Genomic DNA, 22,026 nt, shown 5'->3' with positions numbered 1-22,026 from the left:
TAGGAAAAATCGCTCGAAAACACTGTAAGCGACCTCACCGACACTGGATGCGACCCTCCCTGTACTGGATACGACGCACCCTGTAGGCGACAGATTTTCACTGGTACATGATCAGTCTCGACTCGATTGCAAGGCACGGTGGTAGAGCTGTTCCCGACACACCAACCGCCACACTTATAAGCGCGGTCCAAACGCCGCCAAAAAAACATCCAGGAGTCCCCCCTATGAAAGGTTCCCCGTCGTTGTTGTTGGCCGCCATGCTGAGTCTGCCGCTTCTGGCACAAGCCGCAGAACCGGCACAATGCAGCACCGTAAACTTCTCCGATGTCGGCTGGACCGATATCACCGTGACCACCGCCACCACCAGCGTCGTGCTCAACGCCCTGGGCTACAAGACCAAGACCACCATGATTTCCGTGCCCGTGACCTACAAGTCCCTGGCCGACGGCAAGAACATGGACGTGTTCCTCGGCAACTGGATGCCGACCATGGAAAACGACATCAAGCCCTACCGCGACGCCGGGACCGTGGCCACCCTGCGGGCCAACCTGGAAAACGCCAAGTACACCCTGGCGGTGCCCGAGTCGCTGTACGACAAGGGCCTGAAGGACTTCGCCGACATCGTCAAGTTCAAGAAGGAACTGGACGGCAAGATCTACGGCATCGAGCCGGGCAACGACGGCAACCGCACCATCCAGACCATGATCGACAAGAATGCCTTCGGCCTGAAGGACGCCGGCTTCAAGGTGGTGGAATCCAGCGAGGCAGGCATGCTGTCCCAGGTCGAGCGCGCACAGCGCCGTGACACCGCGGTGGTGTTCCTGGGCTGGGAACCGCACCCGATGAACACCCGTTTCAAGATGAAGTACCTGACCGGCGGCGACGAGTTCTTCGGCCCCAACTTCGGCCAGGCCACCATCTACACCAACACCCGCAAGGGCTATGCCGAAGAGTGCAGCAACGTCGGCCAGTTGCTGAAGAACCTGTCGTTCACCCTGAACATGGAAAGCACCCTGATGGGCAACGTGCTGGACGACAAGATGAAGCCTGAGGCGGCCGCCAAGGCCTGGCTGAAGCAGAACCCTCAGGTGCTCGATACCTGGCTCGCCGGCGTGACCACCATTGACGGTAAACCTGGCCTGGAGGCCGTGAAAGCCAAGCTTGCACAAGCTTCAAATTAAGTAGTGCGCTTACGCCGGGCGGGCTCGCCCGCCCGGGCTGTTTTTCCCTTGCATGCGGACGTTCAATACCATGCTCACTGATCAGAAAATCCCCCTGGGCCAGTACATCGCGGCTTTCGTCGAGTGGTTGACGAAGCACGGCGCCAGCACCTTCGACGCGATCGCTACCACCCTGGAAACCATGATCCACGGCGTGACGTTCGCGCTGACCTGGTTCAACCCCCTGGCCCTGATCGGCCTGATTGCCCTGCTGGCGCACCTAATCCAGCGCAAATGGGGCCTGACCGCCTTTGTCGTGCTGTCCTTCCTGTTGATCCTCAACCTGGGGTACTGGCAGGAAACCATGGAAACCCTGGCCCAGGTGCTGTTCGCCACCCTGGTCTGCGTGCTCATCGGCGTACCGCTGGGCATAGTCGCGGCGCACAAGCCGCTGTTCTACACCATGATGCGGCCGGTGCTGGACCTGATGCAGACCGTGCCCACCTTCGTCTACCTGATCCCGACCCTGACCCTGTTCGGCCTGGGGGTGGTGCCCGGCTTGATTTCCACGGTGGTGTTCGCCATCGCCGCGCCGATCCGCCTGACCTACCTGGGCATTCGCGATGTTCCACAAGAGTTGATGGACGCCGGCAAGGCCTTTGGCTGCTCGCGCCGTCAGTTGTTGTCGCGCATTGAACTGCCCCACGCCATGCCGAGCATCGCCGCCGGCATTACCCAGTGCATCATGCTGTCGCTGTCGATGGTGGTGATCGCCGCCCTGGTGGGCGCCGATGGCCTGGGCAAGCCGGTGGTCAACGCCCTCAATACCGCGGATATCGCCCTGGGCTTCGAAGCCGGCCTGGCCATTGTGCTGCTGGCGATCATGCTCGACCGCATCTGCAAGCAACCTGAAGCCAAAGTAGGAGGTGACGCATGAGCATTATCCGCTTCGACAAGGTCGACGTGATTTTCTCCAAGGACCCGCGCGAGCCCCTCAAGCTGCTGGACCAGGGCATGACCCGCAACGAGATCCTGAAGAAGACCGGGCAGATCGTCGGCGTCGAGAATGCCAGCCTGGACATCGAGAAAGGCGAGATCTGCGTGCTGATGGGCCTCTCCGGTTCCGGCAAGTCGAGCCTGCTGCGCTGCATCAACGGCCTGAACACCGTGAGCCGCGGCAAGCTGTTCGTCGAGCATGAAGGCAAGCAGATCGACATCGCCTCCTGCAGCCCCGCCGAGCTGAAGATGATGCGCACCAAGCGCATCGCCATGGTGTTCCAGAAGTTCGCCCTGATGCCCTGGCTGACCGTGCGCGAAAACATCAGCTTCGGCCTGGAGATGCAGGGCCGCCCGGAAAAGGAACGGCGCAAGCTGGTGGACGAGAAGCTTGAGCTAGTGGGCCTGACCCAGTGGCGCAACAAGAAGCCCGACGAACTCTCCGGCGGCATGCAGCAGCGCGTGGGCCTGGCCCGTGCCCTGGCCATGGACGCCGATATCCTGCTGATGGACGAACCCTTCTCGGCCCTCGACCCGCTGATTCGCCAGGGCCTGCAGGACGAACTGCTGGAGCTGCAACGCAAGCTGAGCAAAACCATCGTCTTCGTCAGCCACGACCTGGATGAGGCCCTGAAGCTGGGCAGCCGCATCGCCATCATGAAAGACGGACGGATCATCCAGTACAGCAACCCGGAAGAAATCGTGCTCAACCCGGCGGACGACTATGTACGGACTTTCGTTGCCCACACCAACCCACTGAACGTGCTGTGCGGGCGCAGCCTGATGCGCAGCCTGGACAACTGCAAGCGGGTCAACGGCTCGGTATGCCTGGACCCGGGCGGCGATTCCTGGCTCGACCTGGCCGAAGGCAACACCATCAAGGGCGCACGCCGCAACGGCTCGCAGCTGGACCTGCAGAACTGGGTTCCGGGGCAAGCCGTGGAAGAACTGGGCCGACGCCCGACCCTGGTGGACTCCAGCATCGGCATGCGCGATGCCCTGCAGATCCGCTACCAGACCGGCAACAAACTGGTGCTCCACGACAACCAGAAAGTGGTGGGCATCCTTGGCGACAGCGAGCTCTACCACGCGCTGCTCGGCAAGAACCTGGGTTAAGCAGCAGACACAAAAAACGCCGCGAGCAATCGCGGCGTTTTGCTTTAACCACCCACCCCCTTCTGTAGGAGCTGGCTTGCCAGCGAACAGGCCCTGAAGCCTTGCAGCGCCCTTGAGGACGCCTTCGCCGGCAAGCCGGCTCCTACAAGGATGGGGCGGTTTTCACTCAGCTATAGACACGGCCAAGGAGCTGCCGATGGCTTTCGAACTGATCGAGCACATCCCGGGTGATCTGCTCCTGGGTGAAGCCCATCAAGTCGTATTCCTGGCTGCCGTTGTGCAGATACACCTCGGCGCGGTAGAAACGGCTGCGCACTTCGCTGTCGGCCCCTTCCGGCTGGGTCGATTCGCTAGGCGTCGCCAGGTAGCCGTCCAGGCTCACTTCATAGACGAAGGGATTGCCTTCATCCATTTCCACGCGCAGGCCCAGCAGGTTCTTCGACTTGCCCAGGTTGGTCTGCACTTCCAGGCTCAGGTTGCGCAACTGCGCCGCCGCTTCCTGCAAGGCCGGGCTGACGTGCTTGTCCATGTAGCGCTGCACCACCGACTGGGTCGGTTGCAGGTCCAGCTGGCTCAGGCGCTCGCTGAAACCGCGGCGGCCACGCTCGGCCAGTTGCGCCTGTTCCTGCTCGATCTGCACGTCCTGGCGCATGGCCTTGTGCAAGCCGAACATGAAGCAGATCAGCACCACCGAGAACGGCAGGCCGGCCAGCACCACCATGGTCTGCATGGCTTCGAAGTTGCCGGCGAACAGCAGGCCGATGGTCACCAGGGTGATCACCACCGACCAGAAGATCCGCAGCCAGTGCGGGGCGTCTTCGTCGACGTTGCCGCCCTTGCACGAAAGGTTGGCCATCATCACCGCCCCGGAGTCGGCGGGGGTCAGGAACAGCACGAAGCCGACGAAGATCGACACACCGATGACAATCTTCGAGGCCGGGTAGTGCTCGAGCAGTTGGTAGATCGCCATGGACGGCTGTTCCAACGCTGTCTTGCCCAACTCCACGGCTCCCTGATTGACCACCAGATCCAGAGCCGAGTTACCGAAGATCGACAGCCAGGCCAGGGTGAAGCCCAGGGGAATCAGCAGTACGCCGGCCACCAGTTCACGCACGGTGCGACCACGGGAAATACGCGCGATGAACATGCCTACAAATGGCGCCCAGGAAATCCACCAGGCCCAGTAGAACAGGGTCCACAGGCCCAGCCAGCGATCGGACTTGGCGCTGTCGCCCTCATACACATAGAGGTCGAAGGTCTTGAGCACTACACCGTTCAGGTAGTCGCCGATGTTCTGCACGAAGCCGTTGAGCAGGTGCAGGGTCGGGCCAAACAGCAGGACGAAGATCAGCAGGCCGCTGAACAGCACGATGTTCAGGTTGGACAGGCGGCGGATGCCGTTTTCCACGCCGGACACCGCGGCGATGGTGGCCACCGTGCTCATGACGATGATCACGATCAGCAGGTTGGTGTTGCTGTGCTCCATGCCGAACAGGTTTTCCAGGCCGGAAGACACCTGCATCGAACCAATCCCGAGGTTGGTCACCAGGCCCAGCAGGGTCACGAACATGCCGAAACCGTCCACCGCGTGGCCGGCCGCGCCCTTGACCCAGCGCTCGCCCACCAGCGGGTACAACGCCGAACGCAGCGCCAGTGGCTGGTTATGCCGATAGGCGAAGTACGCCACCGCCAGGCCCACCAGGGCATAGATGGCCCAGCCGTGCAGGCCCCAGTGCAGGAACGTCAGCTGCAGCGCCTGGCGTGCGGCCAGGTTGCTGCCCGGTACGCCTTCCGGCGGGTTGAAGTAGTGGTCCAGGGGCTCGGAAGCACCGAAGTACAGCAGCGAGATGCCGATGCCGGAGGAAAACAGCATCCCCGCCCAGGCGCCGTAGCTGAAGTCCGGGGTGTCCTGCTTGGTCCCCAGCTTGAGCTTGCCGTAGGAGGAGAACGCCAGGCCCACCACGAACACCAGGTAAGCGGCGATCACCACCATGTAGTACCAGCCGAAGCTGCGGGACAACCAGGCCTGGGCAATGCCCAGCAGTCGGCCGGCCTCTTGCGGGGCGATGATCAGAATGGCGGTCAACAACAGGATCAGCGCGGTGGAGGTGTAGAACACCCAACCGTTGACCCGCACCTTCTCCGGTGGGGTCTTTATAAGAGAGGCAGAACTCATTGCGCAGATGCTCCGGGCAGTGCGAGAGAAGGACACAAGGCAACACGGCACCCGACCAATCGGTTAGTTGGCAGCCGATCATCGGGTGTTATAAAGACACCCCGAAAACACCCGAAACCGCAAAAGCCGCGTTGCGCAACCGCATCCGGGGCCGGTGACGAACCTGCAGTTCGTCGCCTGGAACCCGGAGCGTCCTGCCCCTTCAACACGTGTGCTCTCTTGCCGGTCCACGCTATGCCGCGTGTAAGTTTCGGGCATTTTCGGAGGTCGTTTTTCCGCCATCTGCGAGCAGGAGAAACTCCCCAGGCAGCGACGATTTGTCGCAGATCTTATTCTTTGTTGATTGAACGTTCAATCAAAACAAAATAGACTGGCCCACAAGTCGACGGGCGTCATACGCCAATCGACAGGCCTAAGGAGAGGTATCAGATGCCCAAGGTCGGTATGCAACCCATACGCCGCCAGCAATTGATCGAAGCCACGCTGCAAGCGGTCGATCAGGTCGGAATGGGGGACGCCAGCATTGCGCTGATCGCCCGTTTGGCCGGTGTCTCGAACGGCATCATCAGTCACTACTTTCGGGACAAGAACGGCCTGATCGCAGCGACGATGGGTTACATCATGAGCATGCTCAACGAAGGCGTCAGAGCACGCCGCCAGGCCCTGACGGACGACAGCCCGCGCGCTCATCTGAAAGTGATCATCGAGGGCAACTTCGATGCCAGCCAGGTGAACGGCCCGGCAATGAAAACCTGGTTGGCCTTCTGGGCTTCCAGCATGCACCAGCCCGATTTGCACAGGTTGCAGCGGATCAACGACCACCGCTTGTATTCCAACCTGTGTTGCCAGTTCCGTCGTGCCCTGCCGCTCTACCATGCGCGCAAGGCAGCCCGCGGCCTGGCGGCCTTGATCGACGGTTTGTGGCTGCGTGGTGCCTTGTCGGGTGATGCATTCGACACCGACCAGGCGATACGGATCGCTTACGAATACATGGATCTACAACTGGCTAAGCAGGAGCGCTAGAGCACAAAAGAGACGCTCGGCCCCTGAACCGCCACTGATCAGCGCGCCCCGAACTTAGGGGCATGCCCGGTGGTCAAGCCCACTACTTAATGCACTTGCGAGGACACTATGGCCCGTTTCGAACTGCAAAAACTCTACATCGACGGCGGCTACACCGATGCCGGCAGCGACGCCACTTTCGATGCCATCAACCCGGCCAACGGTGAAGTTCTCGCACAAGTGCAGCGTGCGACCAAGGAAGACGTGGAACGCGCCGTGGTCAGCGCCGAGAAAGGCCAGAAGATCTGGGCCGCCATGACCGCCATGGAGCGTTCGCGCATCCTGCGTCGCGCCGTGGAAATCCTCCGCGAGCGCAACGACGAACTGGCCGCCCTGGAAACCCTGGACACCGGCAAGGCCTTCTCCGAAACCAAGTACGTGGACATCGTCACCGGCGCCGACGTGCTGGAATACTACGCTGGCCTGGTACCGGCCATCGAAGGCGAGCAGATCCCGCTGCGCACCACTTCCTTCGTCTACACCCGTCGCGAGCCCCTGGGCGTAGTGGCCGGTATCGGCGCGTGGAACTACCCGATCCAGATCGCCCTGTGGAAATCCGCACCGGCCCTGGCGGCCGGTAACGCGATGATCTTCAAGCCGAGCGAAGTGACCTCGCTGACCACCCTGAAACTGGCCGAGATCTACACCGAAGCCGGCCTGCCGGATGGCGTGTTCAACGTCCTGACCGGCAGCGGCCGCGAAGTCGGCACCTGGCTGACCGAGCACCCGCGCATCGAGAAGGTCTCCTTCACCGGCGGCACCGACACTGGCAAGAAGGTCATGGCCAGCGCTTCCAGCTCCTCGCTGAAAGACGTGACCATGGAACTGGGCGGCAAGTCGCCACTGATCATCTTCGACGACGCCGACCTGGATCGCGCCGCCGACACCGCCATGATGGCCAACTTCTACAGCTCCGGTCAGGTCTGCACCAACGGCACTCGCGTGTTCGTGCCGAGCCACCTGAAAGCCGCTTTCGAAGCCAAGATCGCCGAGCGCGTTGCGCGCATCCGCATCGGCAACCCGGAAGACGAAAACACCAACTTCGGCCCGCTGGTCAGCTTCCCGCACATGGAAAGCGTGCTGGGCTACATCGCCAAGGGTAAAGAAGAAGGTGCCCGCGTACTGTGCGGCGGCGAGCGCCTGACCGACGGCGAATTCGCCAAGGGCGCCTTCGTTGCACCGACCGTGTTCACCGACTGCACCGACGACATGACCATCGTCCGTGAAGAAATCTTCGGCCCGGTCATGGCGATCCTGACCTACGAAACCGAAGAAGAAGTGATCCGCCGCGCCAACGACACCGACTTCGGCCTGGCTGCCGGCCTGGTCACCAAGGATCTGAACCGCGCTCACCGCGTGATTCATCAGCTCGAAGCCGGTATCTGCTGGATCAACGCCTGGGGCGAGTCCGACGCCAAGATGCCGGTTGGCGGCTACAAGCAGTCGGGCGTGGGCCGTGAGAACGGCATCAGCTCGCTGAACAACTTCACCCGCATCAAGTCGGTGCAGGTCGAGCTGGGCGACTACGCCTCGGTGTTCTAAGCAGCTGTCAGCTACAAGCGGCAGGCCCAGGCAACAGCCTGGCTTGCCGCCTGCTCCCCATTCAATGCCAAGCCCGCTTCGCTGCCTTCCCTGCAGCTTGAAGCTTGAGGCTTGCAGCTCTCCACGGAGGCTCCAATGGCCCAAGAATACGATTACATCATTGTGGGTGCCGGCTCGGCCGGTAACACCCTGGCGACCCGTCTGACTGAAGACGAAGGCGTCACCGTCCTGCTGCTGGAAGCCGGTGGCCCGGACTACCGTTTCGACTTCCGCACCCAGATGCCGGCGGCACTGGCCTTCCCACTGCAAGGCCGTCGCTACAACTGGGCCTACGAGACCGATCCAGAGCCACACATGAACGGTCGTCGCATGGAGTGCGGTCGCGGCAAGGGCCTGGGCGGCTCGTCGCTGATCAACGGCATGTGCTACATCCGCGGCAACGCCATGGACTACGACGGCTGGGCCAAGCTGCCAGGCCTGGAAGACTGGACCTACCTGGATTGCCTGCCGTATTTCCGCAAGGCGGAAACCCGTGACATCGGCCCCAACGACTACCACGGCGGCGAAGGCCCGGTCAGCGTGACCACGCCCAAGGCCGGCAACAACCCGTTGTTCCACGCCATGGTCGAAGCCGGCGTGCAGGCCGGTTACCCGCGTACCGAAGACCTGAACGGCTACCAGCAGGAAGGCTTCGGCCCGATGGACCGCACCGTGACCCCCAAAGGTCGTCGCGCCAGCACCGCCCGCGGTTACCTGGACACCGCGAAAAAGCGTTCGACCCTGACCATCGTCACCCACGCCCTGACCGACAAGATCCTCTTCGAAGGCAAGCGCGCCGTGGGCGTGAGCTACCTGCAAGGCAGCACTGAAGAGCGCGTGGAAGCCCGTGCGCGCAAGGAAGTCATCGTCAGCTCCGGCGCCATCGCCTCGCCGCAATTGCTGCAACGTTCCGGCGTAGGCCCCCGCGCCCTCCTGGAAAGCCTGGACATCCCGGTGGTTCACGACCTGCCGGGCGTGGGCGAGAACCTTCAGGACCACCTGGAACTGTACCTGCAGTACGCCTGCACCCAGCCGGTGTCGCTGTATCCATCGCTGCTGTGGTGGAACCAGCCGGCCATCGGTGCCGAGTGGCTGTTCAACGGCACCGGCATCGGCGCCAGCAACCAGTTCGAAGCCGGCGGTTTCATCCGTACCCGCGAAGAGTTCGAATGGCCGAATATCCAGTACCACTTCCTGCCGGTGGCGATTAACTACAACGGCAGCAATGGTGTGAAAGAGCACGGCTTCCAGGCGCACATGGGCTCCATGCGCTCGCCGAGCCGTGGCCGCGTGCAGCTCAAGTCCAAGGACCCGCGCCAGCACCCGAGCATCCTCTTCAACTACATGGCCACCGAGCAGGACTGGCAGGAATTCCGCGACGGCATCCGCCTGACCCGTGAAATCATGCAGCAGCCGGCCCTGGACCCTTTCCGCGGCCGCGAGATCAGCCCGGGCATCGAGGTGCAGACCGACGAGCAACTGGACAAGTTCGTCCGCGAGCACGCCGAGACCGCCTTCCACCCATCCTGCTCGTGCAAGATGGGCACCGACGACATGGCTGTAGTGGATGGCCAGGGTCGCGTGCATGGCATGCAAGGCCTGCGCGTGGTGGATGCCTCGATCATGCCGATCATCACCACCGGCAACCTCAACGCGCCGACGATCATGATGGCCGAGAAAATCGCCGACAAGATCCGTGGCCGCCAGCCACTGCCACGCAGCACCGCGGCCTACTACGTAGCCGGTGAAGCCCCGGTACGTGGCAAGCCGATGCGCGATGTGACTCCCGCCGCGCAGTAAGCCTGACGGGCGCCGACCGCAAGGGTCGGCGCCCTTTTTCTCTTCCCTTCATTCCCTCAGAACTACTTCCTTGATCGCAGCCTTCGGCAGCGGCTACAGTTCTGCAACTTGCACATCCCCTTTCGCCCCCGCGCTCATCAGCACCTATACCTGTAGGAACCGCCGGGCGGTGTTCCGTTTGCTGGCGAAACGCGTCGACCCGCTATCGCGCCTCACAAGGAGGTCCTCCATGTTCGACTTTCACCCCCAGCTCAAGCAGCGCTTCGCTGCCTTGCGCACGGGCGCCGAATTCTTTTCCCTGCGTTATGTCCGCGAATCGGACCAGTACCTGTCGGTGCGCAAGAACGTCGCCGAGCCGCCGAGCCTGGGCCGAGACGAAGGGGCGATGCTGACCGTACGGGTGCGCGGCGTGGAAGCCTACGCCGCCACCAACGACCTGTCGCAAAGCGGCCTGCAGGCCGCCCTGGACCGCGCCGAGCAGCAGGCCCGGGTCATCGCCGCCCATGCCCTGCTGGACCTGCGTGAGCAACCGGTCTCCAGCCACCGCGCGGACTATTTCTCGCCCAACCTGGAGCAGCCCTTCCCCTCCCTCAGCGACTGCTATCAGCTGCTGGGCGATGAGTCGGCCTCGGTGCCCAAGGATGAACGCCTGGTGAACTGGCAGGTGGGCATCGGCGTGACCCAGGTCGAACAGATCTACCTCAACAGCGCCGGCGCCGAGCTGCGCCAGGCCCAGCGTTTCGTCTACCCGGGCCTGGACGTGACCGCCTACGACGGCAGCGACAGCCAGACCCGCAGCCTCGGCCGGGAGAACTTCGGCCAGCAGGGCGCCGGCGATGTGATCAGCCGCTGTGGCCTGCTGGGGGCTGCGCCGCGGGTCGCCGACCAGGCCCTGCAACTGCTGCTGGCGCCCAATACCCCCCAGGGCCCGCGGGACCTGCTGCTGATGCCGGACCAGATGATGCTGCAGATCCACGAATCCATCGGCCATCCCCTGGAGCTGGACCGCATTCTCGGCGACGAGCGCAATTACGCCGGCACCAGCTTCGTCAAACAGCAGGATTTCGGCAGCCTGCAATACGGCTCCTCGCTGCTCAACGTGACTTTCGACCCGCAGATCCCCGAGGAACTGGCCAGCTACAGTCACGACGACGACGGCACCGCGGCCAGCAAGCAGTTCCTGATTCGCGAGGGCCTGCTGGTACGCCCCCTGGGCAGCGCCCTGTCGCAATACCGCAGCGGCCTCGACGGCGTCGCCAACAGCCGCGCCAGCAGTTGGAACCGTGCACCGATCGACCGCATGGCCAACCTCAACATCGAGCCCGGCGACCAGCCCCTGGAGCAAATGATCGGGCACATCGAGCACGGCATCCTGATGTCCACCAACCGTTCCTGGTCCATCGACGATGCGCGCAACAAGTTCCAGTTCGGCTGCGAATGGGGCCAGTTGATCGAGAACGGCGAACTCCGGGGCGTGGTCAAGAACCCCAATTACCGGGGGATTTCCGCGCAGTTCTGGCGCAACCTCAGCGCGGTCGGCGACCGCAGCACCTTCCAGGTGCTGGGCACGCCCAACTGCGGCAAGGGCGAGCCCAACCAGGTGATTCGCGTCGGCCATGCTTCGCCGGCCTGCGTATTCAGCAAGATTGATGTATTTGGAGGAGACGCCTGATGATCAGGACAGCCGATCAGGCCCAGCCATTCAAGGCCTTGGTGCAGTGGCTCAAAGACGCGCTGCGCGAGACCGAGCAGTTCACCCTGAGCTACGCCGCCGAAGCCTCGGAGTTCATTCGCTTCAACCACGCCAAGGTGCGCCAGGCCGGGCAGGTGCAACAGGCCAGCGTGCATTTCAAGCTGATCGACAATGGCCGCCACGCCGACCTCAGCATCACCCTGAGCAATGACCCCGAGGTGGATCGCCAGCGCCTGGCCGATGGCCTGCAACAACTGCGCGAGACCCTGCCACTGCTGCCGGCCGACCCGTACCTGATGCTCAACCACACCCATTGGCAAAGCCATCACGTGCAGGACCAGCCGCTGCCCGGCAGTGAGCAGGTGGTGGAAGAAATCGGTCGCGCCGGCGCCGGCCTGGACCTGGTGGGCATCTACGCTGCCGGCCCCATCAGCCGTGGCTTCGCCAGTTCCGGCGGGGCCTTCGGCTGGCACCAGGCCAACAGCTTCAACTTCGATTTCAGCCTGTTCCACGAAAACGGCGAGGCGGTGAAGGCCAGCTACGCCGGGCACGCCTGGGACAGCCAGGCCTTCGCCCTGCGCTTCCAGCAGGCCCGGGAACAACTGGAATTCCTTGGCCGGCCACTGCGCACCCTGGCGCCCGGGCAGTACCGGGCCTACCTGGCGCCGGCGGCCCTGGAGGAGATCATGGGCATGCTGGCCTGGGGCGGCTTCTCGGCCCAGTCGATCGCCAGCAAGCACAGCCCGCTGCAGAAGCTCTATGCCGGTGATGCCGCGCTGAACCCGCTGGTGTCGCTCGACGAACAGGTCAGCGGTTCCCTGAGCCCGGCGTTTTCCGACGAAGGCTACCCGCGCAGCGACCTGTCACTGATCGCCGCGGGCAGCGCCAATGCCCAACTGATCAACTCCCGCAGCGCCGCCGAGTACGGCCTGACCACCAATGGTGCCGGCAGCGGCGAGTACCCCAGTGCACTGAACATGGCCGCGGGGCGGTTGTCCCAGCAGGAGATCCTCAAGCAGCTGGGCACCGGGCTGTACATCAGCAACCTGTGGTACCTGAACTACTCGGACCTGCCGGCGGCGCGCCTGACCGGCATGACCCGCTTCGCCACCTTCTGGGTGGAGAACGGCGAGATCCAGGCGCCGGTGAGCACCATGCGCTTCGATGACAGCGTCTACAGCCTGCTGGGCTCGCAGCTGGAGGCCCTGACCGAGCAACGCGAGCTGCTGCTGTCGGCCAGTACCTACGGCCAGCGCCAGACCGCTTCGATGCACTTGCCCGGAGCGCTGGTCAGCCGCCTGACCCTGACCCTGTAGAAACCGCCCTCAAACCTGAACTCACCCAGAGGTCCCATGCCCGAACGCGCGCCACTCGATGCCACCACCGCCCGCTGGCTGCCCTGGGTGGTGGCCATCGCCTTCTTCATGCAGTCCCTGGACGGCACCATCCTCAATACCGCCCTGCCGGCCATGGCCCAGGACCTGGCGGAAAACCCCCTGCGCATGCAGGGGGTGATCATCGCCTACATGCTTACTGTGGCCCTCTTGATCCCGGCCTCGGGCTGGATCGCCGACCGCTTCGGCACCAAGCGGATCTTCTTCGGCGCCATCTTGCTGTTCAGCATCGGTTCCCTGCTCTGCGCCCTGTCCAACACCCTGACCCAGCTGATTGGCGCCCGGGTGATCCAGGGCCTGGGCGGTGCGCTGATGCTGCCGGTGGGACGGCTGGTGGTGCTGCGTGCCTACCCGCGTTCGGAACTGGTGCGGATCATGGGCTTCATCACCATTCCCGGGCTTCTGGGGCCGCTGATCGGCCCGACCATGGGCGGCTGGATGGTGCAGTACCTGACCTGGCACTGGATCTTCCTGATCAACCTGCCGGTAGGCGCCGTTGGCTGCTATGCGGTGTGGCGTTTCATTCCCGACCTGCGCGGCAGCGAGCGCACACGCTTCGACAGCCTGGGCTTTGTGCTGTTCGGCGCGGCGATGGTGCTGATCACCATCGCCATGGAAGGCCTGGGGGAACTGCACCTGCCGCACTTGCGGGTGATGTTGCTGCTGTTCGGCGGGCTGGCCTGCCTGGCGGCCTACTGGCTGCGGGCCGTGCACACCGACAACCCGCTGTTCGCCCCGTCACTGTTCAAGGTGCGGACCTTTGCCGTGGGCATTCTGGGTAACCTGTTCGCCCGCCTGGGCAGCGGCGCCCTGCCGTTCCTGGTGCCCCTGCTGCTGCAAGTGGCCCTGGGCTATTCACCGTCCCAGGCGGGGATGAGCATGCTGCCCCTGGCGGCCGCGGCAATGCTGGCCAAATCCATCGCCCGGCCACTGATCGAGCGCCTGGGCTACCGCATCGTGCTCACCGGCAACACCCTGGCCCTGGGGCTGATGCTGGCCAGCATGGGCCTGGTCAGCGAGCACACGCCTTATCCGCTGTTGCTGGGCATGCTGGCGGTGCTGGGGGCGATCAACTCGCTGCAGTTCACCGCGATGAACACCGTGACCCTGATCGACCTCGACGATGCCGCGGCCAGTAGCGGCAACAGCCTGCTGTCAGTGGTAGCGCAATTGTCCCTGAGCCTGGGGGTGGCGTGTGCCGGTGCGCTGCTGGGCGGTTTTACTGCTGAAGTGGGCAATGACGGAGTGGACACCGTACTCGGCGCCTTCCAACTGACCTTCCTCACGGTAGGGATCATGGCGATGCTGGCGGCGGCGATCTTCCTCCAGCTGTCGCCCACCGATGGCCGCCGAGCGCGCAAGGTCCAAGAGCAGCACATCGAACACTGAACCCACACACCTCCCCCCGTAGGAGCCGGCTCGCCGGCGAAGAGGCCCATGAGCCCTGCGCCAACCTCGCGGCTGCTTTCGCTGGCAAGCCAGCTCCTACACAAAACCGCTCCTGCGCGGTTGCTCGTCCAGAATTTGCAGGTTGTGGGAGCGAGACTGATACACTGCGCGACATTTTGTTTTGCAGGCCAGTCCCGTGACCACCATTGCCACCGCTTTTAATACTTTGCCCCTGTCTCCCGCCATGCTGGCTAACCTCGACTCCCTCGGTTATGCCCAGATGACGCCGATCCAGGCGCAGAGCTTGCCGGTGATCCTCAAGGGCATGGACCTGATCGCCCAGGCCAAGACCGGCAGCGGCAAGACCGCGGCCTTCGGCATCGGCCTGCTGAACCCGATCAACCCGCGCTACTTCGGCTGCCAGGCCCTGGTGATCTGCCCGACTCGCGAGCTGGCCGACCAGGTGGCCAAGGAAGTGCGCCGGCTGGCCCGCGCCGAAGACAACATCAAGGTCCTGACCCTGTGCGGCGGCGTGTCGTTCGGGCCACAGATCGCCTCCCTGGAGCACGGTGCGCATATCATCGTCGGCACCCCAGGGCGTATCCAGCAGCATCTGCGCAAGGGTTCGCTGGTGCTCGACGGCCTGAACACGCTGGTGCTCGACGAAGCCGACCGCATGCTCGACATGGGTTTCTACGACGCCATCGAAGACATCATCGAAAAGACCCCGTCGCGCCGCCAGACCCTGCTGTTCTCCGCCACGTATCCGGTGGGCATCAAGCAACTGGCGTCGAAATTCATGCGCGATCCGCAAACGGTGAAAGCCGAAGCGTTCCACGACGATACGCAGATCGAGCAGCGCTTCTACGAGATTTCACCGGAAGAGCGCATGAGCGCAGTGACCAAAGTCCTGCACCACTTCCGCCCGGCCTCCTGTGTGGCGTTCTGCTTCACCAAGCAGCAAGTGCAGGAAACCGTCGATCACCTGACCGCCAAAGGCATCTCCGCTGTCGGCCTGCACGGCGACCTGGAGCAGCGTGACCGCGATCAGGTGCTGGCGATGTTTGCCAACCGCAGCACATCGGTACTGGTCGCCACCGACGTCGCCGCCCGTGGTCTGGACATCGATGCGCTGGACATGGTGATCAACGTCGAGCTGGCCCGCGATTCGGAAATCCACATTCACCGCGTTGGCCGTACCGGTCGCGCTGGCGAGAAAGGCATCGCGGTCAGCCTCGTCGCACCGTCCGAAGCCCATCGCGCGCAAGCCATCGAACAACTGCAGAAAGCCCCGTTGAACTGGGATCAGGTCGATAACCTCAAGTCCCAGGGCGGCGCCCCGCTGCAGCCACCGATGAGCACGTTGTGCATCGCCGGCGGGCGCAAGGACAAGGTACGTCCGGGGGATATTCTCGGCGCACTGACCGGCGACGCCGGCATCCCGGGCGCCCAGGTCGGCAAGATCGCGATCTTCGACTTCCAGTCGTATGTGGCGGTTGAACGCACCGTGGTCATGCAGGCGCTGCAGCGCCTGAACAACGGCAAGATCAAGGGCCGCTCGCTGCGCGTGCGCGTCCTTTAACCCCACTGTTTGACCTGTAGCCGCTGCCACAGGGCCGTTCGCTTCTATTGAGGACACCGTTTTGCGTTCTACCGAAGTCGTGATCATTGGCGCCGGCGCCGCCGGCCTGATGTGCGCCCTGACCGCGGCCGGCCGAGGCCGCCAGGTGTTGCTGCTGGACCACGCCAACAAGGCCGGCAAGAAAATCCTGATGTCCGGCGGTGGCCGCTGCAATTTCACCAATATGTACACCGAGCCGGCCAACTTCCTGTCGCAGAACCCGCACTTCTGCAAATCGGCCCTGGCGCGCTACACCCAGTGGGATTTCATCGGCCTGGTGGCCAAGCACGGCGTGCCCTACCACGAGAAGAAACTCGGCCAGCTGTTCTGCGATAACAAGTCCAGCGACATCCTCGGCATGCTGCTCGACGAGTGCGATCAGGTCGGCGTGGAGCTGCGCCTGGACACCTCGATCCAGACCATCGAAAAGGTCGAAAGCGGCTACCTGCTCGACACCACCCTCGGCCAGGTTCAGTGCCAATCGCTGGTGATCGCCACCGGCGGGCTGTCGATCCCGACGCTGGGCGCCACCGGCTTCGGTTATCAGGTGGCCAAACAGTTCGGCCATGAACTGCTGCCGACCCGTGCCGGCCTGGTGCCGTTCACCATCACCGACCAGCTCAAGGAGCTGTGCAGCGAGCTGTCGGGAACCTCGGTGGATTGCCTGGTGAGCTGCAACGACCAGAGCTTTCGCGAGAACATCCTGTTCACCCACCGCGGCCTCAGCGGCCCGGCGATCCTGCAGATTTCCTCCTACTGGCAGCCCGGCGACAGCGTCGAGATCAACCTGCTGCCGGACCACGACGCCCTGGGCTGGCTGCAACAGCAGCAGGCCGAGCGCCCCAACAGCGAGCTCAAGACCCTCCTGGGGGAGATCTTCACCAAGAAGATGGCCGGCCTGCTGGCCGACCACTGGTTCGTCTCCAAGCCGATGAAGCAGTACACCCCGGCGGAGCTGGCGGACGTGGCGCAGAAACTCGGCAGCTGGCAACTGGTACCGGCGGGCACCGAGGGCTACCGCACCGCCGAAGTGACCCTGGGCGGCGTCGACACCCGGGAAGTTTCGTCCAAGACCATGGAATCGCTGAAGAGCCCGGGGCTGTATTTCATCGGTGAAGTGCTGGACGTCACCGGCCACCTGGGCGGCTTCAACTTCCAGTGGGCCTGGGCCTCGGGCTACGCGGCGGCGCAGTACGTCTGAGCCGCTGCGTCTCCCTGTAGCCGCTGCCGCAGGCTGCGAACGACCCGAAGGGGCGCGGCGATCCGATGTCCGCTGAGGTCCTGCGGACCTGTCGCAGCCTGCGGCAGCGGCTACAGGTGTCCGACCGGCAACGGCAACAGAATTTGCCGGCCGATGTGACGACGGCATTGCGCCGTCGTCAATACTGGCTCAATTTAGCTGCATCGCCCCGGAAGGCCTGCCCTACTCCATGTCCTCGACCTCTTTTCGCCAATCCCTGCGCCGCCTCTGGGCGCTGGATAAATTCAGCTACAGCGTGCGGGTGTTCATCGCCCTGACCGGCAGCATGGCGCTGTGCTGGTATCAGGATGAAATGGCCCTGCTGATCCCGCTGTTCCTCGGCATCATCGCCAGCGCCCTGGCGGAAACCGACGACAGCTGGCAAGGCCGGCTCAATTCCCTGGCCGTGACCCTGGTGTGCTTCAGCATTGCCGCGCTGTCGGTGGAACTGCTGTTCCCCTACCCCTGGATCTTCGCCATCGCCCTGGCCCTGGCCAGCTTCGGCCTGACCATGCTGGGGGCGCTGGGCGAACGCTATGGCGCCATCGCCTCGGCGACCCTGATCCTCTCGGTCTACACCATGATCGGCGTCGACCAGCGCGGCGGCGCGGTGATCGATTTCTGGCACGAGCCGCTGCTGCTGGTGGCCGGCGCCGCCTGGTACGGCCTGCTGTCGGTGCTGTGGCAGGCGCTGTTTTCCAACCAGCCGGTGCAGCAGAGCCTGGCCCGGCTGTTTCGCGAACTGGGTTACTACCTCAAGCTCAAGTCCTCGCTGTTCGAGCCCATCCGCCAGCTGGACGTGGAGGCCCGGCGCCTGGAACTGGCCAAGCAGAACGGCAAGGTGGTGGCGGCCCTCAACGTCGCCAAGGAAATCATCCTGCACCGGGTGGGCAACGGCCGGCCGGGGTCGAAGGTCAGCCGCTACCTGAAGCTGTACTTCCTGGCCCAGGACATTCATGAGCGCGCCAGCTCTTCCCACTACCCGTACAACGCCCTGACCGAGGCGTTTTTCCACAGCGACGTGCTGTTCCGCTGCCAGCGCCTGCTGCGCCAGCAGGGCAAGGCCTGCCGTGCCCTGGCCGAATCCATCCAGTTGCGCCAGCCGTTCGTCTATGACGCCACCTTCGCCGAGGCCCTGGGCGACCTGCACGCTTCCCTGGAACACCTGCGGATCCAGAGCAACCCGGCCTGGCGCGGGCTGTTGCGCTCATTGCGAGCCCTGGCGGCCAACCTCGGCACCCTCGACCGCCTGCTCAGCGACGCCAGCAACCCCGACGCCCTGGCGGACGCCACCGACAGCAGCCTGCTGGACCGTTCGCCACGCAACTTCAAGGATGTCTGGACCCGCCTGCGCACCCAGCTGACGCCAACCTCGCTGCTGTTCCGCCATGCCCTGCGCCTGCCCCTGGCGCTGAGCATCGGCTACGGCATGGTGCATTTGATCCACCCTTCCCAGGGTTACTGGATCATCCTCACCACCCTGTTCGTCTGCCAGCCCAACTACGGCGCTACCCGGCGCAAGCTGGGCCAGCGGATCATCGGCACCGCCATCGGCCTGACCATCGCCTGGGCGCTGTTCGACCTGTTCCCCAGCCCCTTGGTGCAGTCGCTGTTCGCCATTGCCGCCGGGGTGGTGTTCTTCACCAACCGCACCACCCGCTACACCCTGGCCACGGCGGCCATCACCCTGATGGTGCTGTTCTGCTTCAACCAGGTGGGCGACGGTTATGGGCTGTTCCTGCCGCGGCTGTTCGATACGCTGCTGGGCAGCCTGATCGCCGGGCTGGCGGTGTTCCTGTTCCTGCCGGACTGGCAGGGCCGACGCCTGAACAAGGTGCTGGCCAACACCCTGACCTGCAACAGCATCTACCTGCGCCAGATCATGCAGCAGTACGCCGCCGGCAAGAGCGACGACCTGGCCTACCGCCTGGCCCGGCGCAACGCCCACAACGCCGACGCCGCGCTGTCCACCACCCTGGCCAACATGCTCATGGAACCCGGGCATTTCCGTAAGGAAGCGGACGTGGGCTTCCGCTTCCTGGTGCTGTCCCACACCTTGCTCAGCTACCTCTCGGGCCTGGGCGCACACCGCGAGACCCGGCTGCCGGACGAGGTTCGCGAGCACTTGATCGAAGGCGCCGGGGTCAGCCTGGCGGCCAGCATCGACGAGATTGCCCAGGGTCTGGCCAACAAGACCCCGATCGATATCCAGAGCGATGCCGAAGAAGCCCTGGCCAATGAGCTGGAGCAGATGCCCGACGAGGTCGACGAAGGCCAGCGCCTGGTGCAGACCCAACTGGCGCTGATCTGCCGTCAGCTGGGCCCGTTGCGGACCCTGGCGGCGCATCTGATCAAGGACACCAGCGACAACGCAAAACCGTAGGAGCCGGCTTGCCGGCGAAAGGGGCCGCAAGACTCATGCACGGTCCGGAGTCGCTTTCGCTGGCAAGCCAGCTCCTGCACCTTCGGTTACATGCCGTGCTGGCGCAGCAGGCGGTCGTAGCTGCCGTCAGCTTTCATGGCAGCGATTTCCTTGTCGAACCTGGCCACGATCTGCGCATGCTCGGGGTTCTTCAGGCTGACCAGGATATGCAGGCTGTTCTCGCTCAGGGGCTTGGGCAGGAACTCCACCGCATTGCGTACCCGCGGTGACTCCCGGGCCAAGTAGTAGCGGGCCACGTATTCGTCCTCCAGGGTCAGCTTGACTCGATCCGCCGCCAGCATGCGCACCGCCATGGCGAAGTTGTGCACCGGCACCTTCTGCAGGTCGGGGTCATTGTCGAATTCGGGGGAATAGGCGTAGCCACGCACCACTGCCACCGGGTACTCATGCAGCTGCTTGAGGTTGCTGTATTCCAGCGGCGCGTCCTTGCGCTTGATGAAGCGCACGCGGTTGACCATGTATTCCGCGGAGAACTGCCCCAACTGGGTGCGCTCTTCGTTGTACCAGGCATTCACCAGCACGTCGTAGCGCCCCTCGCCGATGCCCAGCAGGGCCCGGGCCCAGGGCACCTGCTCGAATTCGCTGGAATAGCCGGCACGGGACAGGGCGGTGCTGACAATGTCGGTGGCCACGCCGCCATTGACCAGGGTCGCGTCGGTAAAGGGTGGCCAGGCATCGGCGACCAGCCGCAGCCTTTCGGCAAAAGCGCTCTGGCCCAGCAACAGCAATCCGATCAAAGCCAAAGCTCGATGCAGTCGCAGCATGCTAATAGATCCTTAGCGGGCCCTGGGCCCAGCGCGTTCCAGCCCATACTCCAGGGTCGCGGCCTGTGCGGCACAGGTCGGCCCAGCTCCTAACATTAGCTCATCAGAACCCATGCACAGGTCTTGAAAACAGATTACACAAAGAAGACAAATACCAGTGATCTCAGTAGTGGCATTTTGACCCATCTCACAGAAACAATTTCTGCGTGACAACCGGCAAGACATCCCGTGGCGATGTGCTTACTATTTCGCGCAGCACTCAATACAGGATATGAAGATGACCATCGAATGGGTCTGCAAACACCACACCGACCTGGGCAAGGAACAGTTGTACGCGATTCTGCAATTGCGCACCGAAGTCTTCGTGGTGGAACAGAAATGCCCTTATCAGGAAGTCGACGGCCGCGACCTTGAAGGCGATACCTGCCACCTGATGGCCTGGGACGGCGACCGGTTGCTGGCCTACCTGCGCCTGCTGGACCCGACTTCCCAGGGCGGCGACGTGGTCATCGGCCGCGTGGTCATCGCTGAACAGGCCCGTGGCCAGGGCCTGGGCCACACCCTGATGGAGCAGGCGCTGAAGCAGGCCGAGCGGCACTGGCCGCAAACGCCGATCTACCTCTCGGCCCAGGCTCATCTGCAGGCCTATTACGGCCGCTACGGTTTCGTGGTGGCGGGCGAAGCATACCTGGAGGACGGTATTCCTCACATCGGCATGCGTCGCTCCTGAGCCTCAGGGATAGCCCAGCACGGCCTTGATCTGCCGCAGGTTGGGCTCGATCCAGCCCTTGTCGATGGCGCCCCAGTTGTGGATCCGGTAACGCCCGGCATGGTTGCGCGCGCCGTCCTGCTGCTCGAACTCGCAGAGGATGTCCAGGTCCGCCAGGGCCGCGATGGTGTCCTGGGCGGTGCGCCGCGGCATACCGGTGACCTCGGTCAGCGCCGGCACGCTGCTGGCCAGGCCGCTGTCGATCAGGTACGCCACATACAGGCGGCGGTAGAAACTGCTCTTGGTCTTGCTCACATCCATCGCCCACTCCTTGCCTTCAGGGGTTAATCCGGCGCTCCCGCCTTGCCTTGCAGGTCGCGCCAGGTCAGGTAGACCCGCAGGTCGAACTCCAGCTGGTGATAGCCCGGCAGCATATGCTCGCAGAGCTTGTAGAACGCCTTGTTGTGATCCGATTCCTTGAAGTGGGCCAGCTCGTGCACCACGATCATCCGCAGGAATTCCGGCGCCGCCTCCTTGAACAGCGAAGCGATGCGGATCTCTTTCTTGGCCTTGAGCTTGCCGCCCTGCACCCGGGAAACCGTGGTATGCAGGCCCAGGGCACGGTGGGTCAGGTCCAGACGGTTGTCGAACAGCACCTTGTCGATGGCCGGCGCATTGCGCAGGTATTCCTGCTTGAGCTCCAGAGCGTAGCTGTACAGCGCCTTGTCGCTCTGTACGGCGTGCCGGCCCGGGTAACGCTGGCTCAGGTAGTCGCCCAGGCGCTGTTCATCGATCAACTGGCGCACTTGCTGCTGCAAGGCAACGGGATAGGCCTGGAGGTATTTGAGTGCGGTCATGAAGGGGCAACGCAGGGCATAAAAG

17 protein-coding genes are annotated in these 22,026 nt (G+C 63.7%); 13 read left to right on the top strand and 4 right to left on the bottom strand.

Features of this window, described 5'->3' with window-relative positions:
- Window positions 1-224: 224 nt before the first annotated feature.
- From AC07R1_RS13510 to choV, 3 genes are all read left to right on the top strand, one after another.
- Window positions 225-1,181 (top strand): choline ABC transporter substrate-binding protein, encoded by a 957-nt coding sequence (locus AC07R1_RS13510; protein WP_011063937.1) that lies wholly within the window; start codon window positions 225-227, stop codon window positions 1,179-1,181.
- 70 nt (window positions 1,182-1,251) lie between these two features.
- On the top strand, window positions 1,252-2,097 hold the full coding sequence (gene choW / locus AC07R1_RS13505) for a choline ABC transporter permease subunit (RefSeq protein WP_019095263.1): 846 nt from the start codon (window positions 1,252-1,254) through the stop codon (window positions 2,095-2,097).
- Window positions 2,094-3,272 (top strand): choline ABC transporter ATP-binding protein, encoded by a 1,179-nt coding sequence (gene choV, locus AC07R1_RS13500; RefSeq protein ID WP_011063939.1) that lies wholly within the window; start codon window positions 2,094-2,096, stop codon window positions 3,270-3,272. The genes choW and choV overlap by 4 nt, the downstream gene beginning before the upstream one ends.
- Window positions 3,273-3,438: 166 nt before the next feature.
- Here choV and AC07R1_RS13495 read toward each other — a convergent pair whose 3' ends face one another.
- Entirely contained in the window at window positions 3,439-5,391 is a 1,953-nt protein-coding gene (locus AC07R1_RS13495) for a BCCT family transporter (protein WP_225368821.1), read from the bottom strand.
- A 486-nt stretch (window positions 5,392-5,877) separates the two neighbouring features.
- Between AC07R1_RS13495 and betI the strand changes: the two genes are divergently transcribed.
- From betI to yccS, 9 genes are all read left to right on the top strand, one after another.
- Complete coding sequence (gene betI, locus AC07R1_RS13490) at window positions 5,878-6,471, top strand: transcriptional regulator BetI (protein WP_011063941.1); 594 nt, start codon at window positions 5,878-5,880, stop codon at window positions 6,469-6,471.
- Between the two features lie 108 nt (window positions 6,472-6,579).
- A complete protein-coding gene (gene betB / locus AC07R1_RS13485; protein WP_011063942.1) occupies window positions 6,580-8,052 on the top strand; it encodes a betaine-aldehyde dehydrogenase in 1,473 nt (490 codons plus the stop codon).
- Between the two features lie 135 nt (window positions 8,053-8,187).
- Entirely contained in the window at window positions 8,188-9,891 is a 1,704-nt protein-coding gene (betA, locus tag AC07R1_RS13480; RefSeq protein ID WP_011063943.1) for a choline dehydrogenase, read from the top strand.
- 229 nt (window positions 9,892-10,120) lie between these two features.
- The gene (locus tag AC07R1_RS13475) at window positions 10,121-11,563 is read left to right on the top strand and encodes a TldD/PmbA family protein (RefSeq protein WP_019095264.1); all 1,443 of its coding nucleotides are present in this window, start codon (window positions 10,121-10,123) and stop codon (window positions 11,561-11,563) included.
- Complete coding sequence (locus tag AC07R1_RS13470; RefSeq protein ID WP_495110603.1) at window positions 11,563-12,900, top strand: TldD/PmbA family protein; 1,338 nt, start codon at window positions 11,563-11,565, stop codon at window positions 12,898-12,900. Before AC07R1_RS13475 ends, AC07R1_RS13470 begins: the two co-directional genes overlap by 1 nt.
- 36 nt (window positions 12,901-12,936) lie before the next feature.
- Window positions 12,937-14,367 carry a multidrug transporter subunit MdtD gene (gene mdtD / locus AC07R1_RS13465; RefSeq protein WP_011063946.1) on the top strand — a complete coding sequence of 477 codons (1,431 nt, stop codon included), beginning with the start codon at window positions 12,937-12,939 and terminating at the stop codon, window positions 14,365-14,367.
- Window positions 14,368-14,611: 244 nt separating this feature from the next.
- Complete coding sequence (gene dbpA / locus AC07R1_RS13460; RefSeq protein WP_230493580.1) at window positions 14,612-15,949, top strand: ATP-dependent RNA helicase DbpA; 1,338 nt, start codon at window positions 14,612-14,614, stop codon at window positions 15,947-15,949.
- A 61-nt stretch (window positions 15,950-16,010) separates the two neighbouring features.
- Complete coding sequence (locus AC07R1_RS13455) at window positions 16,011-17,189, top strand: BaiN/RdsA family NAD(P)/FAD-dependent oxidoreductase (protein WP_011063948.1); 1,179 nt, start codon at window positions 16,011-16,013, stop codon at window positions 17,187-17,189.
- Between the two features lie 229 nt (window positions 17,190-17,418).
- Window positions 17,419-19,611, top strand: a complete 2,193-nt coding sequence (gene yccS, locus AC07R1_RS13450) for a YccS family putative transporter (RefSeq protein WP_019095267.1) — start codon at window positions 17,419-17,421, stop codon at window positions 19,609-19,611.
- A gap of 86 nt (window positions 19,612-19,697) precedes the next feature.
- Here the strand turns inward: yccS and AC07R1_RS13445 are convergent, their stop codons facing one another.
- A complete protein-coding gene (locus AC07R1_RS13445) occupies window positions 19,698-20,435 on the bottom strand; it encodes a substrate-binding periplasmic protein (protein ID WP_011063950.1) in 738 nt (245 codons plus the stop codon).
- 277 nt (window positions 20,436-20,712) lie between these two features.
- On the opposite strand from AC07R1_RS13445, the gene AC07R1_RS13440 reads away from it, so the two are divergent.
- Entirely contained in the window at window positions 20,713-21,165 is a 453-nt protein-coding gene (locus tag AC07R1_RS13440) for a GNAT family N-acetyltransferase (RefSeq protein WP_011063951.1), read from the top strand.
- Between the two features lie 3 nt (window positions 21,166-21,168).
- On the opposite strand, the gene AC07R1_RS13435 is transcribed toward AC07R1_RS13440, so the two are convergent.
- Together AC07R1_RS13435 and AC07R1_RS13430 are read right to left on the bottom strand one after the other, a co-directional pair.
- Window positions 21,169-21,465, bottom strand: coding sequence for a winged helix-turn-helix domain-containing protein (locus AC07R1_RS13435; protein WP_011063952.1), 297 nt, complete (start codon window positions 21,463-21,465; stop codon window positions 21,169-21,171).
- A 23-nt stretch (window positions 21,466-21,488) separates the two neighbouring features.
- Window positions 21,489-22,001: a M48 metallopeptidase family protein gene (locus tag AC07R1_RS13430; protein WP_011063953.1), complete on the bottom strand. Its 513-nt coding sequence runs from the start codon at window positions 21,999-22,001 to the stop codon at window positions 21,489-21,491.
- Window positions 22,002-22,026 lie beyond the last annotated feature (25 nt).

The sequence above is a fragment of the Pseudomonas sp. GW821-FHT07F01 genome, from assembly GCF_059418825.1.
The sequence above is the reverse complement of the archived record's forward strand: the minus strand, read 5'-3'. Positions and strand labels throughout refer to the sequence as shown.